General features: G+C 68.9%; 17 protein-coding genes. 4 read left to right on the plus strand and 13 right to left on the minus strand.

The features are described 5' to 3' along the window. Positions 1 to 15 precede the first annotated feature (15 nt). From DZC73_RS20885 to DZC73_RS20925, 9 genes are all read right to left on the minus strand, one after another. Entirely contained in the window at positions 16 to 492 is a 477-nt protein-coding gene (locus tag DZC73_RS20885) for an HrpB1 family type III secretion system apparatus protein (RefSeq protein WP_124542313.1), read from the minus strand. 85 nt (positions 493 to 577) lie between these two features. Continuing rightward, positions 578 to 1,090 (minus strand): hypothetical protein, encoded by a 513-nt coding sequence (locus DZC73_RS29915; protein WP_124542314.1) that lies wholly within the window; start codon positions 1,088 to 1,090, stop codon positions 578 to 580. A 38-nt stretch (positions 1,091 to 1,128) separates the two neighbouring features. Beyond that, entirely contained in the window at positions 1,129 to 1,347 is a 219-nt protein-coding gene (locus tag DZC73_RS20895) for a hypothetical protein (RefSeq protein ID WP_124542315.1), read from the minus strand. A gap of 44 nt (positions 1,348 to 1,391) precedes the next feature. Next, positions 1,392 to 1,634 (minus strand): hypothetical protein, encoded by a 243-nt coding sequence (locus DZC73_RS20900; RefSeq protein WP_124542316.1) that lies wholly within the window; start codon positions 1,632 to 1,634, stop codon positions 1,392 to 1,394. 87 nt (positions 1,635 to 1,721) lie between these two features. Beyond that, the gene (locus tag DZC73_RS20905) at positions 1,722 to 2,174 is read right to left on the minus strand and encodes a hypothetical protein (protein WP_124542317.1); all 453 of its coding nucleotides are present in this window, start codon (positions 2,172 to 2,174) and stop codon (positions 1,722 to 1,724) included. A gap of 15 nt (positions 2,175 to 2,189) precedes the next feature. Further along, positions 2,190 to 2,462 carry a hypothetical protein gene (locus tag DZC73_RS20910; protein ID WP_124542318.1) on the minus strand — a complete coding sequence of 91 codons (273 nt, stop codon included), beginning with the start codon at positions 2,460 to 2,462 and terminating at the stop codon, positions 2,190 to 2,192. Beyond that, complete coding sequence (locus DZC73_RS20915; protein ID WP_124542319.1) at positions 2,459 to 3,529, minus strand: hypothetical protein; 1,071 nt, start codon at positions 3,527 to 3,529, stop codon at positions 2,459 to 2,461. The genes DZC73_RS20910 and DZC73_RS20915 overlap by 4 nt, the downstream gene beginning before the upstream one ends. After that, positions 3,526 to 5,511: a type III secretion system outer membrane ring subunit SctC gene (sctC, locus tag DZC73_RS20920; protein WP_124542320.1), complete on the minus strand. Its 1,986-nt coding sequence runs from the start codon at positions 5,509 to 5,511 to the stop codon at positions 3,526 to 3,528. Before sctC ends, DZC73_RS20915 begins: the two co-directional genes overlap by 4 nt. Before the next feature lie 4 nt (positions 5,512 to 5,515). Further along, positions 5,516 to 7,036 (minus strand): class I SAM-dependent methyltransferase, encoded by a 1,521-nt coding sequence (locus DZC73_RS20925; protein WP_124542321.1) that lies wholly within the window; start codon positions 7,034 to 7,036, stop codon positions 5,516 to 5,518. Between the two features lie 197 nt (positions 7,037 to 7,233). On the opposite strand from DZC73_RS20925, the gene DZC73_RS20930 reads away from it, so the two are divergent. Then, complete coding sequence (locus DZC73_RS20930) at positions 7,234 to 9,714, plus strand: winged helix-turn-helix domain-containing protein (RefSeq protein WP_161974682.1); 2,481 nt, start codon at positions 7,234 to 7,236, stop codon at positions 9,712 to 9,714. Here the strand turns inward: DZC73_RS20930 and DZC73_RS20935 are convergent. Then, positions 9,671 to 9,973: a hypothetical protein gene (locus DZC73_RS20935; RefSeq protein ID WP_124542323.1), complete on the minus strand. Its 303-nt coding sequence runs from the start codon at positions 9,971 to 9,973 to the stop codon at positions 9,671 to 9,673. The genes DZC73_RS20930 and DZC73_RS20935 overlap by 44 nt on opposite strands. A 169-nt stretch (positions 9,974 to 10,142) precedes the next feature. Here DZC73_RS20935 and DZC73_RS20940 point away from each other — a divergent pair, with 169 nt between their 5' ends. From DZC73_RS20940 to DZC73_RS20950, 3 genes are read left to right on the plus strand one after another with little or no spacing between them, the layout of a single operon-like run. Continuing rightward, positions 10,143 to 12,179 (plus strand): HrpF/NolX family T3SS translocon protein, encoded by a 2,037-nt coding sequence (locus DZC73_RS20940; protein WP_124542324.1) that lies wholly within the window; start codon positions 10,143 to 10,145, stop codon positions 12,177 to 12,179. A gap of 10 nt (positions 12,180 to 12,189) precedes the next feature. Then, positions 12,190 to 12,570, plus strand: coding sequence for an HrpB1 family type III secretion system apparatus protein (locus DZC73_RS20945; protein WP_124542325.1), 381 nt, complete (start codon positions 12,190 to 12,192; stop codon positions 12,568 to 12,570). 31 nt (positions 12,571 to 12,601) lie between these two features. Further along, positions 12,602 to 13,933: a J domain-containing protein gene (locus DZC73_RS20950; RefSeq protein WP_124542326.1), complete on the plus strand. Its 1,332-nt coding sequence runs from the start codon at positions 12,602 to 12,604 to the stop codon at positions 13,931 to 13,933. A gap of 4 nt (positions 13,934 to 13,937) precedes the next feature. Here DZC73_RS20950 and DZC73_RS20955 read toward each other — a convergent pair whose 3' ends face one another. From DZC73_RS20955 to DZC73_RS20965, 3 genes are read right to left on the minus strand one after another with little or no spacing between them, the layout of a single operon-like run. Further along, positions 13,938 to 14,627: a histidine phosphatase family protein gene (locus DZC73_RS20955; protein WP_124542327.1), complete on the minus strand. Its 690-nt coding sequence runs from the start codon at positions 14,625 to 14,627 to the stop codon at positions 13,938 to 13,940. Beyond that, on the minus strand, positions 14,624 to 15,079 hold the full coding sequence (locus DZC73_RS20960; protein WP_124542328.1) for a DUF1850 domain-containing protein: 456 nt from the start codon (positions 15,077 to 15,079) through the stop codon (positions 14,624 to 14,626). The genes DZC73_RS20955 and DZC73_RS20960 overlap by 4 nt, the downstream gene beginning before the upstream one ends. A 10-nt stretch (positions 15,080 to 15,089) precedes the next feature. Beyond that, positions 15,090 to 16,031: a TAXI family TRAP transporter solute-binding subunit gene (locus DZC73_RS20965; RefSeq protein ID WP_124542329.1), complete on the minus strand. Its 942-nt coding sequence runs from the start codon at positions 16,029 to 16,031 to the stop codon at positions 15,090 to 15,092. Between the last annotated feature and the right edge of the window lie 21 nt (positions 16,032 to 16,052).

The following is a 16,052-nucleotide window of genomic DNA, read 5'->3' on the forward strand; positions in this document are numbered from 1 at the left end:
CGCTCCTCGGGTGGCTCAGCAGGCGACGCCCATGTAGGGCGACATCGCGAAATCCATGGGCATGGAGGCCGGTGCCGGTTCCTCCTTCTTCGTCTCGTCCTCGAAGGGTGCGCCGCTGGCGATGCGCTCCAGCAGGTCGAGGATGGACTGGGCCTTGGGGTCGTGCGGCAGGTCGCGCGCTTCCTGCGCGTAGGCGGCCCACAGGCCATTGCGCTGCTGCTGCAGCACGAGGGCGAGCATGGCCTTCACGATGGATGTGTCGGGGCTGCGCTGGTCGGCCTCTTCCAGCAGCAGGCGAGCGCCGTTGAGGTCGCCGCATTCGACGAGCTGCTGCGCTTCGACCACGGCCAGCTTGGGCGAATCGGGCCGGAACCGACGGATCGCCCGCAGCACGGTCAGCGTCTGCTCGTCCTCTTCCAGCTCGCTGCCGACGTAGAAGACCGCGGCGAGTGCCTCGACGAGCAGTTTGTCGTGGGGTGTGGGGGTCGTCATTTCGATCTCCGGTGATGCTTGGGGTCAATCCATGTCTGGGGTCCGACAGAAGCCGGCGGCCCGAAGGGGCTGCCGGCGTCCGTCGTCACGCCTGTGCGAGCGCGTCGGGTTGCTTGTGCTTGGACTGGTCTGCCATCTTCAGCATTTCCAGCAGCAGCTGCAGCATCAGGCCAACGATGTTGTTGTTGGCTTGCTGCCCTTCGTCCGGCTTCTCGGCGTCCTGGGCGCCGTCGGCACCTTGGGCATCCTGGGCGCCGTCAGCGCCTTGAGCGCCGTCAGCACCTTGGCCACCTTCAGCACCCTGGCCACTCTCTGCGCCCTGGTTGGCAGGGTTGTTCTCCGAGGCCTTCTTGCCCTGCTCCAGGATCTGGCGCAACAAGGCGTACAGGTCCATGCCCTGACCGGGCGCGGGCTGCTGGGCACCTTGCTGCGCCTTGTTCAGGTCGTGCGCCAGCTTGCCCAGTTCCTTGATGGCGCCGCCGAGATCACCCTTGGCCAGATCGGTCAGGAACTTCAGCGCGTCACTTGCCACGTGAAGCTGAGCGATCATCTGGCTCGGCGCCTGCATCAATGCAGCGCCGATCTTCATGTCAGACATCTTGATCTCCTAGACAGAGTTGCGAGTCCGCTCAGGACTCAGATGGCGCCCTTGAGCAGCTCGGAAGCCGCCTTGCGGGCGTTGTTCAGCATGGCCTGGGTGTTCATGGCCTCGTTGGCCTTGGACATCTTGTCGCTGTTGCCGATCTGGGTGTTGGCCATGCTCTCGCCAGAGGCGGTCGCGGCATTCGATTCGGCCGACGTGGTGAGTGCGCCGGTGCCGGAGTTCTTGATGGACGAAGTGGACGGGGATGCCATGGTTGTGTTCCTTCAGGTTGAAGTGGTGGTTGGGGGGGCGGGAATCAGATGGCGCCCTTGAGCAGCTCGGAAGCCGCTTTGCGCGCGTTGTTCAGCATCGCTTGGGTGTTCATGGCCTCGTTGGCCTTGGACATCTTGTCGCTGTTGCCGATCTGGGTATTGGCCATGCTCTCGCCGGACTTGGTCGCGGCATTCGATTCGGCCGACGTGTTGAGCGCGCCGGTGCCCGAATTGATCATGGAGTTGGTGGAAGGGTCGAGAAGCTGACCCACTTTGGATCCTGCCATGGGGTTCCTTTCGGAGTACGGGTTGAACTCGCGGCCAAGGAGTGCGTCTTTGTCGGACGCACCTGAGACGCCGGCCGCGCCGGGCGCCTAAGCCTGGGAATACCGCTGGTCAAGCAGCTGCCGCGCAAAGCGGCGTGCATCGTCGTTGTTGCTCACCGCCAGGGTGTGCTCGCACACGCCCACCCAGCGCTCGTCGCCGCCGATCTTGAGGGCCATGGCCACCGACACGCGGGCGGGCTCGGAGCTGGGCCAGTCGTCCATGCCCTCGTCGAGCAGCGCGTTGGCCGGGCCGGTGTCGCCGCCGATGGCGCTGGCCAGCGCCAGGCTGATGCGCAGGTGCCGGCCGTCGCCCAGCATCTTGGCCAGCAGCGCGAAGACGGCTTCCACGTCGTCGGTCCAGCCATACATCTGGCCCACCATCATGGCGGAGATGAGCTTGCGCGTCATCTCGACCTGCTGCGTGAGCGCAGACACAGGCTGCGACTCGACCATGCGGAACATGGCGGGCGTTGGCATGCGCATGAAGTCCTGGGCGATCATGTCGGGTCCTTTCGTTCAGACGCGCAGCTCGACGCTGTGAGCCTTCTGCCATGCAGCCAGCAGGATGCGCGAGGAGGCGGCGAAGGCATCGCCCAGCATCTGCGCGAACTGCTTCTGCTCGTAGTCCACCGTGCGGATCTGCAGCTCGCGGCTCTTGATCTCGGCCTGGCGGAAGTAGTCCACCAGCTTGCGGGTGCGGTCGCCCTCGCGGTCCTCGAAGATGGTCATCTGCAGGTCCTTGAAGTCGTCAATCAGGCTGACGGGCGGGTTCAAAGCTTCGGTGTTCATCGCGTCTTTCCTTTCAGTGCGGGGGTGATCACGGGCACCGCGATTGCCGCGATCCCGCCGTCGTGCTCGTCGTGTTCCTCACTTCGGGTGTCGAGCATCACGAGGTGCTTCACCCCGTCACGCGTCTGCACCACCGACAGCCCGTCCTGCTGCGAGCTGGACAAGATGGGCCCGAGCGGGTCCTTGGGGTAGATCTTTTCCAGGCTGGCGGTGATCTGCTTCACCGCCGGCGCCAGGTCGGCCGACATGCGGTCCAGCGCAGCACGTGCGGCGCGCTCGTCGGTCACTTCGGCGACCACGTTGAACACGCCGCCACCCGCATGGGTGACGTGCGCATTGGTCAGGCCCGTGGTGCCGCGGATGGTCTCGGCGATGTCGCTGGCCACCGCATAGCGCGGCAAGGCCATGTAGGGGCCGCGCGTCGCGGTGATGGCCGCCAGGCCGGCGCTGGCCTGTTCCTGCGTGTCCGCCATGCCGTTCACGACGATCGCGTGCTGCTCCACGCGGGCACTGAAATGCCCGACGGCGACACGGTCCAGCGCCTGCTGCATGCGCTGGCGCGATTCGTTGATGGTGGGCAGCGGCGGCGCGCTCGACTTCGCATCGAACTGCACCCAGCCGACGAGCGCGGCGGTCAGCATGGCAGCACCAATGCCGATCGGGAACAGGCGGTTGGGCATGCGCTTGCGCGCCCAGCGCGCGGCACGCTTCGAGGCCGGCGCGAACACCTGGGACAGCAGCCGCACGTCGCTGGGCCATTCGCGGTGGGTCGGCCCGAAGCACAGCACGATGCCGTCGAACTCGCGCGGCTCGAAGTCATCGAGCACGATGCGGCGCTCCACGTCAGGCGCCGCCTCGTCGCCGGCCGGGCGACTGTCGCCATGCGCGGTGCCCTGTGGCCAGCGGCAGGTGACCGAGGCGTCGCCGACGTCGACATGAAGCGGCGCAAAGGTCCAGTCCGTGATCGTGACGTCGCAGCCATGGTGTGCTCCGATGAGGTGGGTTCCTGGCGCCAAATCTAGGTGTGCGCCGACGTGGTGTCCGGTGAGGATGCGAAGGCGTTTCATGGCGTGCGAAGCGATGCGAGGGTGGTGCGTGCGGCGGCACGTGCACGGGCACGCTGCGGCGGCACGGGAGGCACCCGCAGCGAGTAGTCCGCGATGTGGTCGACGGCGTCTTCATGCGCCATCTGCGGCGGCAGCTCGTTGATGGCCTGCGCGGCCTGGACCGCGGCGCGGCGCTGCATCGACGGGCCGTAGGGGTCGACGTAGGTGGATGGGGACGTGGGTGCCGGTGCCGGCAACGGCGCCGTGGGTGTGACTGCAGGCGCGGCCGGTGCGACGGGCGCGTTGAATGACGACGACAGCGGCGCGGGAGCCACCGGCATCTGCAAGCTCGCATTGCGCCGCGACTCCGCGGTCACCAGCTTGGGCGTGATGAGGAAGAGCCGCTCGCGCCGCGTCTTGCTGCCTTCGTCGTGCCGGAACAGCCCGCCGATCAGCGGGAGGCGCCCCAGCCCCGTCACGCCGCTGCGGCCATCCACCTCGGACTCCACCGAGATGCCGCCGATCAGCAGGCTCTCGCCTTCGAGCAAGGCCGCCTCGGTGCGGATCTCCGTCTTCTTCAGCACGGGAATCGCATCGACCACGGTGCCCTCGAAGTTGCCGTCCTCGATGAACAGCGACAGGCGCACCTCGCGGCGCTCGCCGCCCGCCACGATCTGCGGCACCACCTGCAAGGTCGTCCCCGCCTCGATGGTGAAGAGGTTCGCGTCCAGGTTGCCCGCCACGCGCACCGACGCCTGGCGCTTGTCGATCATGCTGGCCATGCGGTTGGCGGTGCCCAGCACCTTGGGCCGCGACACGATGCGCGCCTTGCCCGTGCCTTCCAGTGCGCGGATGCGCGTCATCAGCGAGCGGCCGGCATCGGCCACCAGCGTGGTGACATTGGGCGCACCGATGTTCGTGCTGGGCCCTGTCCCGGTGCCGGTGTTGGGGCTGCCGGGCGACACGCTGACGCTGCCGCGGCCGGTGCGCGAGTAGTCCCACTCGATGCCCAGCGAGTCGAAGGACTCGGTGCTCACGTCGATGATGGATGCCTCGATCTCCACCAGCGCCTGCGCCACGTCCAGTTGCTTGATGAGCGCCTGGTACTGGCCCATGCGCTCGGGCACGCCGCGCACGATGATCGCGTTGGCGCCCTCCTCGGCCTGGAAGAACGGCGTGTCGTCGCGCGTGGTCTCGACGCCGGCTTCCGGCACGACCAGCCGCCCGGCGGTGTCGCGCACGCCGTCCTTTCGGATCGCGCCGGTCTCCGGGTCGCCGGCTCGCGCCCCGTACGCCAGCTCCTGCGCACGGCGCTTGTTCGGATTGCCGTTGGCCGGCGTGTCGGAGCCGAGGTTGGTGTTGGCCTCCGGCGCACCACCGGCTGCACGCGAGCCGCGGCTGAAGAGGTTGTTCAGCGTGGACGCCAGGCCGGGCACGCGCACGTTGCCGGTGACGCGATCGGCCGCGACGGCATTGGTCAGCGGGAAGACGCGGATGGAGGTGCCCACGCGGTCGCGCGCGCCGCCGTCCAGCGTGTCGATGACTGTCTGCACCAGCTCGATGTGGCGCGGCGGACCGTAGGCCAGCAGCGTCTGCTCGGCATCGTTGAAGCGCAGCGGGTAGCGCGGGTCGCCCAGGCCCATGGAGGCCAGCATGCGGTTCACGGCGTCGCGGTTGTAGCCGCGCATGCGGAACAGCCGGCTTTCGATCATGCGCGACGGGTAGACGAACAGCGTCACGCCGTCGAAGTACCAGATGATCCCGTAGCTGCGGCTGAGCGCGGCGAGGAAGTCTTCCGGCTTCGCATTGAACTGGCCGTTGACGGTGCCGTCCACGCCCGCGTCGACGACGACGGAGACCGACTGCGAGGCAGCGAAGTCCTGCAGCACCTCGGTCAGCCGCTTGCCGTCGGCGCGGTAGACGAATCGCTTGTTCGACAGCGCGGACTGCGCGTCGACGGTCAGCAGCACGAGTGCGACGATGATCGGAAGAAGTCGGCGCATGGCGTCAGATCATTCGCAGCTGCTGCCACACCGGCGCGCGCAGCGTGAGGATGTCGTCCACCGTGCGCCGGATCTCCATGAGCTCGGCTTCCTTGTTCGGCAGCGGCTCCAGGCCGAGCACGATGGGCTCGCCCTGGTCGGCCAGCGCCCGCCAGATCTGCTGCGCGAGCACCGAGCGGTCCAGCGGCAGGCCGTGTTCGCGCACGGCGCGGTACACCAGCCGCTGCAAGGCGCTCGCGCTCACGCCCGAGCCCAGCAGCGGCGAGGCCAGCGCCTGGTAGCGGTCGTTGAACACCGCGTCTTCGGCCACGGCCGAGTTGAAGCGCAGCGACGAACCCGACGAAGGCGCCACCGTGTCGACGATGTAGGGCGTGCCCTGGTCGTGCCACACCAGCAGCGCCGCCAGGTTGGCCAGCGCCTCGGGCGCCACGCCGCAGCGTTCGCCGAGCACACGCAGCGGCAGCGGTCCGTCGGCCAGCACGTCCAGCACGGCGGAGGCGAAGTTGGGCTCGTTGGCCGGCAGCCCCAGCGTGGCGAAGCGGCGCGGCACGGTGAGCGCCAGGCCCAGGTCTGCCCACCACTGCTGGCGGCGGGCGGGCGTCATGCGGCGCGCACCGCGGACGAAGATGTCGGTGCGGAAGGCGGTGTTCTGCAGGTAGTCGAGCACCGTCTCGCGCAGCAGCGGGTCGTGGATGCCTTCGACCACCTCGCGCTGCGCATCGCTGAGCTGGCGCGGGTCCACGTTCATGCACAGCTCTGCCGAACAGGCGAAGTCGAGCTTGGCCGCGGCGAAGTCGCGCACCACGTCGGCGTGGTACAGCGCCTGCCACGACTCGTTCATGTACTCGTGCGCCAGGTACACGCTCTTGTCGCGCGCCCAGGAATCGAGCCGGCTCTTGAGCACGCCGTTGGCGTTCGAGTTGAAGTAGGTGGCGCCCGCGTTGATGAGACGGTCGATGAGCGACTTGGCCTGGTCGATCTGCGAGTGCAGCCGCTGCGGCACGGCGCGCGCATGCTCCAGCACCAGGCGCTGCAGCGGCGTGGCGGCCGACCAGCCGGGCATGGCGTTGTAGCTCACGTAGACGATGCCGCCCGGCTTCAGGTAGCGCGCCATGAAGTCGACGATGTGGCGGCGGTTCTCGGGCGTGATCCACGAGTACACGCCGTGCATGGTGATGAAGTCCAGCGGCGGCAGGTCGGCCTCGCCCGCGGCCAGCTGCGCGAAGCTCTTTTCCAGGTGCTGCACGTTGGCCAGCTGCGCCGCCTCGCCCAGTTCGTTGGCGGTGACGATGTGGCCGGGCATGAAGTCCGCCGCGAAGAACTGCGCATGCGGGTTGGCCGCGGCCAGCACGTTGGCGGTGAAGCCCTGCCCCGAGCCCAGCTCGAAGTAGGTGAAGGGCTTGCGCGTGTCCACCGGCTCGAAGCCGTTGAGCGCGCAGGCGGCACTCAGGTGCACGGGGCTTTGCTTGCGGAAGAATCCGCTCGTGTACGCTTCCTCGACCACGTAGCCTTCGTTCCAAGCCATTTGCCGCTCCTCGGGTCCTGCTGTCGATGCATGCAGACTAAGGACCGCGGCGCCGGCGGGACGGCATGAACGCGAAGCGGTGTCGGCGGCGGCGAACCGTCCCGGTGCGGCTCGTGCAAGTGCTTCACCCGATGGCGTGGCTCATGGCTTACCCTAGCCTTACGTCGAACTTGTCATCACCCGTTCACGAACACGCCTTGGCCTCCCAGAGAATTTCCGCCCGTTGCGTCGTCCTGCTGGACCAGCGGCAACTCCTCATCGACGGCGAGCCGGCACGCATCGGCTCGCGCGCGTTCGACATCCTCACGGCCTTGCTGGCGCGCCGCGGCGAGCTGGTGAGCAAGACCGAGCTGATGTCCTCCGTCTGGCCCGGCCTGGTGGTGGATGACAACAACCTCGCGGTGCACGTGAGCGCGCTACGGCGGCTGCTGGGCAACGAGCTGATCACCACCGTGCCCGGCCGCGGCTACCGGCTGGAGGACCGCTGCGGCGAGCGCGCCGATCCGGTGATGCGCGACAGCGTCGTCGTGGGACGCGAGCTGGACCTCGGCTCGCTCAATGAACTGCTGGCCTCGCACCGACTCATCAGCCTGGTGGGCGCCACCGGCATCGGCAAGACCACCCTCGCGCGCCGGGCGATGCAGGAGCTCGCCGCACGCTTCGGCAACGGTGCGGCCTGGTGCGACCTGGACACCGTGGCCGACCCTGCTGCGGTGGGCAGCCGGCTGGCGCAGGCACTGGGCGTGGAACACGGCACCGGCGAGCTCACCGCGACGCTGGCCCACACGCTGGCAGGCATGCACATGCTCATCGTGCTGGACGGCGTCGAGCGCGTGGCCGACGAGGCGGCGCGCCTGGCCCACACCCTGCTCGATGCCGCGCCCGGCGTCCACCTGCTCGTCACCAGCCAGGTGCCGCTGCGCCTGGAGGCCGAGCACGTGCTGCGGCTGCAGCCCCTGACCATCCCGGCCTCCACCGCGACGGCGGAGCAGGCGCTGGAGCACGGCTCGGTGGCGCTGTTCGTCGCGCGTGCCGGCCAGGGCGCGCGCGGCTTCGAGCTGACGGATGCGAACGTCGCGGACGTGATCACCATCTGCCGCCGGCTGGACGGCATTCCGCTGGCCATCGAGCTGGCCGCGGCGCGCGCGTCCACCCTGGGCACCGGCGCCCTCGCCCGCATGCTGGACCACCGGCTGCGCCTGCTGCGCTCGTTCAACCGCGCCGCGCCCGTGCGGCACGCCACCCTGCGTGCCGCGCTCGAATGGAGCCATGGGCTGCTCACGCCCACCGAACGCATCGTGTTCCGGCGCGCGGGCATCTTCCAGCGCGGCTTCACCGCGCGTGCGCTGGCGGAGGTGGCCGATGACGGCAGCATCGGCGGCTCCGCCGTGGTGGTGGATGCCCTGCAGTCGCTGGTGGACAAGTCGCTTGTGCACCTGGAGCCGGGGCCGCCCCCGCGCTTCCGGCTGCTGGAGTCCACGCACTCCCTGGCACTCGAATACCTGCAGGAGGCGGGCGAGCTGCGCGACACCGCCGCACGCCACGCACACGCGATGGTCGAGCACTTCCGCCAGGCCTACCAGGACGCGAACGACGCACGGCGCAGCGCCGACGATGTGCGCGCCGCGCTGCTGCACGACCTGGACAACGCCCAGGCCGTGATGGCCTGGGCCCTGATGAACGAACCGCTCGCGGCCTGCGCGCTCATGCCGGCGCTGAGCTTTGCCTGCGCCGACCTGCGCTTCGCCGACGTCCAGGCGCTGTGGGAGGCGACCCGCCAGCACGTGAGCGACGCGCTCGAACCGCGGGTGCATGCGCACTGGGCGCTGGGCCATGCGGTGTTCTGGTCCAACCGCGACGTGCAGGCCATGGACCACTGGGCGACCATCGCCGCGCGCATCTTCGAGCAGCTGGGCGACCGCGACGGGCAGTACTGGGCGCGGGCAGCGCTGGTGGTGGTGGCCGCGCGCCGCACCGAAGGCGTCGACGAAGCGCTCGCGCGGCTGGATGCCCTGGAAGACGAATCGCTGTCGCCCGCCGCCCTGCGCTACGGCGTCACCTCAGCGGCCATCGCCGCATCGGTACGCGGCGATTCCGCCCTGGCCGCGAAGCTGCTGGACCGCTCCCTGCAACTGGCGCAGCGCATCGGCGACTCGCACAACCTGGCTGCCGCGCAGATCAACCTGCTGGACGCGGCGCTGGCACAGGGCCGGGTGGACGACGCCATCGCGTACGGCGAGGCGGCGGTGCAGCAGATGCTGCGCAAGCGGCGGCACTCGCTGATGAGCATGGCCCAGCTCAACCTGGGCGCCGCCTACGCCGTGAAGGGCCTGCCCGGCCGGACCGCGCAGCTGGCCCGCGAAGCCTGGCCCATGGCGGTGGCCGAAGGCCTGCAACCCTATTGGGCGGACTACCTGGCCCTGGCCAGCGCGCAGTGCACCCGGCTGGCCGATGCGGCACGCCTGCTGGGCTATGGCGACACTGGTTACGGCCAGTACCACACGCAGCGGGTGGCCAATGAACTGGCGGCGGCCGAACTGGCACGCGCGCTGGTGTTGCAGGGCATGGGCCCGGCTGAATTCGAGCAGGCGCGCGCACAGGGCACCCGGCTGGGCGACAGCGAGGTCGCCATGCTCATCGATGCACTGTGCCGGGCGGCACCACCGACGACGCGCTGAGCGGCGCCTCCGGCCCCTGCAGCGCCTGCTGCATCAGGTCCGCCCCCAGCCCGCGGCGGGCCAGCGAGGCCTTGGCCACAGGCCGCTCGCCGCCGCCGGCCAGGGGCGTGATGGCGGATTCGTCACAGCCGTCCGACGGCCAGCCGAACACCAGGTTGTAGGCAGCGAACGCGGCGTGGAACGTGGGCATGACCTTCATGGCGGTGCTCGATGGAGGTGGATCGGCGTCGTACTGCGAACACAGTGTCTTGCCATTCACGCTAAATCGGCCGAAATGTGGAAATGAATCCTTCTAAAGAACTGCTTCAAACTGAAAGCCCTTTCCAGGGCAGGCTCTGGCTTCGCATGGCGCGACACGGCTTCGCGCCCCCGTGAGGCCCGCCGGCGCGCTCGCCCTAGTGTTGGCGCACCCCACCGGAGGAGCATCCATGAACATGCCATTGCAGCGCACAACGCAGTCCAGCCCGTTCGCCGCCGCCAACTTGCCGATCGTCAAGAGCGGCGCACACGTTTGCGCAGGCAAGACCTCCGCGCTCCCGCCGGCACTGGCCGGCGCGCTCGGGGCCGCCGTCCTGCTGATGCTCAAGAACATGCAGATGGGCCAGGCCGGCCGCCGGCAGGGCCCGAACGGCGCGGCCACGCAGCCTTCCGGCGGGCACATGGGTCACATGGGACGCGTGAGCCGCGACGCCGACGCCGCTGAAGGCGGCAAGACCGCCGCCACGCAGGCCTGCATCGCCAAGCCCGCCCAGGAGAAGAACGAAGGCGGCTTCGACTTCCAGCAGTTCGCACAGCTCGTCGCCCAGCTGTGCAACAGCGCCTTCAGCAGCGGCGCGGCCATGAACACTGGCGAGTCGCAGGAGGGCGCGGACGACGCCGGCCAGGCCCAGCAGGCCCAGGGCCAGCAGCTGGACCCGCAGGTCGAGGAAAAGCGCATGGAGACCATCGCCATCCTCGGCCGCCATGAAGACAAGTTCAAGAAGGCGGTCGATGAAAAGGGCATCGACAAGATGATCAACGACAAGGACACGCCGCCCGACCTGGTGCGTGCCCTGAAGGACATGAAGGCCGACCCCGAGATGATGGCGGCCCTGGACAAGGCCAAGAACGGCAAGACCGACCACAAGTTCAGCGCCGAGGACATCAACAAGCTGCAGTCCAACGACGCCAACCGCGCCTTCGCCGAGAAGAAGGCCGAGTCCTTCGAGCAGACCTACATCCCCTCGGACTGCAAGGAGCCGAACGCCAAGCCGCGCCCCATCACCAACAACGATGCGCAGCGCGAGCTGTTCCGCTACTCCGACTACCTGCCCAAGCACGTGTCGCGCGAGAGCCTGCAGAAGATCGTCGACGGCACGGCAGCGCAAGGCAAGGCGCCGCCGCAGCTGGTGGCCGCGGCCAAGTACTACGTGGACCACCCCGACGCCTGGGAAAAGGACATGGGCAAGGGTGCGAACGATTCCATCCGCAAGGACGGCATGTGCAACCGCTTCGCCAAGTCCATGGAGCTGACCGCCGACGAGGACAAGACGCTCGACGTGCTGGACAAGAACCGCGACACCTTCTTCGGCAAGGGCAACCTCACCGACGCCAAGCTCAAGCAGATCAGCGAAGACCCCGACGCCAAGCCCGAGGTGCGCGACGCGGCGAAGTCGCTGCGCGACAAGAAGGGCTCGCTGCTGTACGCCATGCTGGACAACGGCAAGCACGGCCACGGCGGCAACATCATCAATGCCGCGGACGACCACAGCATCGGCAAGGGCGACCTCGACGCCGTGCTGAAGCAGCGCAACAAGGAGATCGCACCCGCAGAGAAGACCGCGCCTGCCGAAAAGACCGGCTCAGCCGAGAAGACGGGGGCTGCGCAGAAGACCGCGGCTGCTTCCGACCCCATGTCTGCGCAGGCCGCGCAGGACATGTCCGACGGCCAGCAGGACCAGCCCGACGCCAAGAAGAAGAAAGGCGGCCAGCTGCGCGACATCGCCACTTTCTTCCTCAAGGCTTACTCCTTCGTGACACACGTGGCGTCGCAGGTGCTGTCTGCCGTGGCCGCGTTGAAGATTCCGGGCGTTAGCTGGCTGGCAGCGGCCGGTGCCATGGGCGCGGAGACGGCCTCCGGCGCGGCGAAGATCGCGGCCACTGCGCTGCAGCAAGGCGACGTGAAGGGCGCGGCCAAGTCGGCGGGCATCGGCCTGGCCACCACGGCCGCGGGGCTCATCATCCCCGGCGGCGGCAAGATCGTCGGCGAGGCGGCCGAAGTCGGCGCGAAGGAAGCCGGCAAGGCCTGGAGCAAGCAGGCGGTGAACGAGGCCACCGACATCACCAACGGTCAGCTCGCCAAGGAAGCCGGCAAGGCCGCCGCCAAGGGCACGGCCAAGACCGCGGCCAGCACGGCCTTCACCGAGTCCGGCGCGAAGGACGAGGTGACGGGCCGCGCGACCAACGAATACCACGCCCGCACCTGAGGCGGCTGCCATGCGACAACCCTCCGCTTTCGCGCCCCTGCCCGCCCCCGTGGCTGATGCGCTCCTGGGCGTGGTCGCGCTGGACGTGGACGGCCCGGCCGGCGACGAGATGAACATGCCGCTGCAGGCCTTGCTCGCAGCGCATCCCGACCGGCCGGAACTGGCCGTCGCCCTGGCCCAGCGGCATCTGCTGACCGGCGACCTGGCCAGCGCACGCGAGGTGCTCGAAACGGCCGAGCAGCACGGCGCGCGCCACCCGCTGATGGGCGCCCTGCTGGCCTTCACGCTGCATGCACTGAAGGACCCGGCCTGGCGCCTGCGCGCCTACGAGGTCGAGAGCGAGCCGCACGACAGCCTGTGCGACTCGCTGCTCGCGGCGCTGCGCGACTGAGCCTCCTCCCCCCAACCACGGACGACTGCCCATGCCTACGATTCCGCCACAGGTCGCCAGCGCGGCCACGACCCTGGTCAAGCGTGCACTGAACAGCGACGTCGTGCGCGATGCCGCGGCCGAGATCGGCACGAAGGTCGCCACGGAAATCGGCGGCCAGCTGGCCAAGAAGGCGGAAAGCGCGGCGCTGGCGATCACCGCCCGCGCCGGCGAGAAGATCACGAGCCTGGTCTCGAGGCCGCCCATGGGTGTGGGCGCCCGTGGCAGCAGCCCCTTCGCCGCGATGCAGCGCTCCAGCGCCGCGCGCGAGCTGACGGCGCGGCAGGACACGGCAGCCGCCGGCAAGATGGCCCAGGTGCCGTTCAAGTCGTCCTTCTCGCCCATCGCGGCGCAGGCACATGCGGCCTTCGCGAAGACGAAGGCCCAGGCGCTGGAAGCACCGCCGCAACGGCTGGCCATCGAGGCACCGCCAACGCAGACGAAGCCGGCGATGGAGGGGCCGCCTTCCAAGGACGAGAAGCCCGGCATCGAAGCGCAGGCCAAGGACGAGAAACCGTCCACCGAGGCGCAGCCGAAGGAGGACAAGCCCGCCCAGCCCACGCTGCTGATGGAGCGCGAGCGCCGGCCGTATTCGATGATGGGATCGAGCGAACGCTTCGATCCACGCGCCAAGGATCCGGACTCGCCTTCGACGCCACCCAAGGCGACCACGGCATCCACGGAACCCGAGACCACGACCCCGGCCTCGCATCCCAAGCCGCGCCCCGCCGCCAAGCCCACCACCAAGCCCGCCGCCGAGGAGCCGCCCGCCCCCACGCACGAGGAGTTGATGGCCCAGGCCCACAAGGAACTGGGCATCGACAAGAACACGCACTGGGGCAAGGTCTTCGGCCGGGAGGACCAAGCGCAGCTCATGAAGGATGTGACCGAGTACGCGAAGCTGACCGGGCAGTTGATCCTCGAACCCAGCGAGCTGGCCGGGCTCATCGAGGTGATCGAGGACGCCGCGCGTGCCGCACGCAACGACGCTGCCGCAAAGTTCGCGTCGCGCCCCGACATCAAGGATTCGGTCGCAGCCGCCCTGAACGGCAAGTGGGAACAGCTCCAGGCCGACTGCAATGCGGCGCGCTCCATCCTCGACACCATGAGCGCTGGTTCGACGCCGCGCCCCCCGGCGGCGGACCGGACCAAGGCGCTGGATGCCCTGGGCCTGCAAGACGGCGCGAGCATGGGCGAGATCAGGAAGAGCTATCACAAGCTCATGCTGGAGCTCCATCCGGACCGCGCGGCCAAGGATCCGGCCATCGGCAAGCGCCGCCAGGAAGTGCAGGACGCCTACGACCTGCTCAAGCAGGCCGTGTGACCGCTCAAGCGGCTGGCGCCGCCTGCAGCACGGCGCGCCAGTCTTCCTTCGTCAGCCGTCCGACCAGGCTCACCCTGCCTGCGGCCAGCGGCCGGAAGACCGCCATTTCCGTCGGCTCGATGGAGGCCAGGCGCTCGCCGAAGGCGCGCACCATCACCGGCTTGTGGGTGACGATCAAGGTGTTGAGTCCGGCCGGCGGTGCCGTCGCCACCAGGCGGTACAGCTTCGCCGCCCGCCGGGCCTGCTCCCTCGCGTTGGCATAGGCGTCTTCCGCCAGGTCCGGCCAGATCTCGAACCTCTCGAAGCCGAGGTATTCCGCCGTCTCGGTCGAGCGGCGGAACGGCCCGGAGTACACATGGCCGGTGCGCACGCCGGCAGTCTTCAGCGCGCGGCCCACGGCTCGCGCTTCCAGCCGGCCAACGTCGCTGAGCGCGCGCTGCGCAGAGGGGTTGTCGAACTCGTACGGGTAGGCATCGACCTCGCCGAACTCGGTGGCCGCGTGCCGCATCACCATGACGTGGCCTCCCTGACGCAGCGCATCGACCGTCGCGGCCGTTGATGAGGGCCTGGCTTGCGCCAGCCTCATCCCCGCGCGAGCAGGTGCCTGCGCGGCCGCCCAGGCCAGCCAGCCGCAGGCCCACAGGGCGCGCCTGCGGCCGGATGGCGGCAACTCATCGGGGGTGGTTCGGATCACCTGAATCGCTGACTTCCGTGAAATTCCGGCCGGCTGTATACCACGCTGCGTGCGCCGGGCATGGCCAGCCCGTCCGCGTCCTCATCGCACAGGGCCATGCGCACGGCCCGGTCCCATCCGCCAGCCAGGTCGACAAGCTGCGCGCACCCGCCGGGCCAGCACACCGCGTACCCCAGGGCGAAACGGGAATTCGCCAGCTGCACCTGGGCCTGCGGCGCCAGCGCAGGCCGGAAGGTCCAGCGGTTGGCCACGAGGCGGGCATCATCGGGGATGTCGATGCCCGCGCCCAGGCCATCGGTCGACGACGACACCATGGCCAGGCCCTGCCTGCTTGCCGTCCACTCTTCCTCGATCAGCACGTGCTCGACGCTGTGGCGCCATGACAAGGTCACGGGCGATGGCAGCCGTGCCACGAGGGCGGCGCCAACGACGAGACTGAAGCAGATGTCCATCGCGCCGGCTTCAGCGGATCAATCCGGCCTCGCGGAAGTACCGCTCCGCTCCCGGATGCAGCGCGATCGGCCGGCTGGCCAGGGCGCGTTCGGGCGCGATCTCACGTGCCGCGGTGTGCGATGCCTTGAGTTCGGCCAGGTGGGCGTACAAGGCCTTGACGGCGGCGTACACCGTCGCATCGGGCACGTCGCTGTGGGTCACGAGGAAGTTGATGAGCGCGGCCGTCTGCACGTCCTGCTTCTGGCCCGCGTAGGTGCCGGCGGGAATGGTCACCGGCGAAAACATGCCGCCCGACCTGGCCACCAGGTCGGGCGTGATCGGCACCACGTCCACCGGCACGGCAAAGGCAAGCTCGGCCACCGCCTTCACACCCAGGCCAGCGGACACGATGATCGCGTCCAGTTGCCCGTCGCGCATCAGCGCGACCGCGTCGTTGTATGGCAGGTAGTCCACGCGTCGCAGGTCGGCATAGCTCATGCCCGCCGCACCCAGCAGCCATCGCGCATTCAGTTCATTGCCGCTTCGCGAGGCGCCCACCGACACGCGCTTTCCCCTGAGCTCTGACACCGACCGCACCCTGGAACTCTTGAGCGCCACCACGTGCAGGTAGTTCGGGAACAGTGCCGCCACCATGCGCAGCCGATCGCGCGAATTCGGAAAACCCGCTTCGGGGTTGCCCTTCACTGCATCGGACATCACGTCGCCCTGGCCAAAGGCGAAGGTGCCGCGGCGCTGCTGGAGCAGGTTGAAATTCTCCACCGATGCCTGGGTGGACTGCACGTTCACCCGCGTTCCCGGCATGGCTTGTTCCCAGATCTTTCCGAGCGTGATGCCCAGCGGGTAATAGACGCCTCCGGTGTTGCCCGTGAGCATCACGATCTCCGCTGGCTCTGCAGCCTTGGCCGGGCCGCAGGCCCCCAGGATCGTGGCGATGACAAGGCACATCCTCATGAGGTACGCTGCCCTCAGGCC

Origin of the sequence: Rhizobacter terrae (assembly GCF_003852895.1) — a bacterium.
Lineage (GTDB): Bacteria > Pseudomonadota > Gammaproteobacteria > Burkholderiales > Burkholderiaceae_C > Albitalea > Albitalea terrae.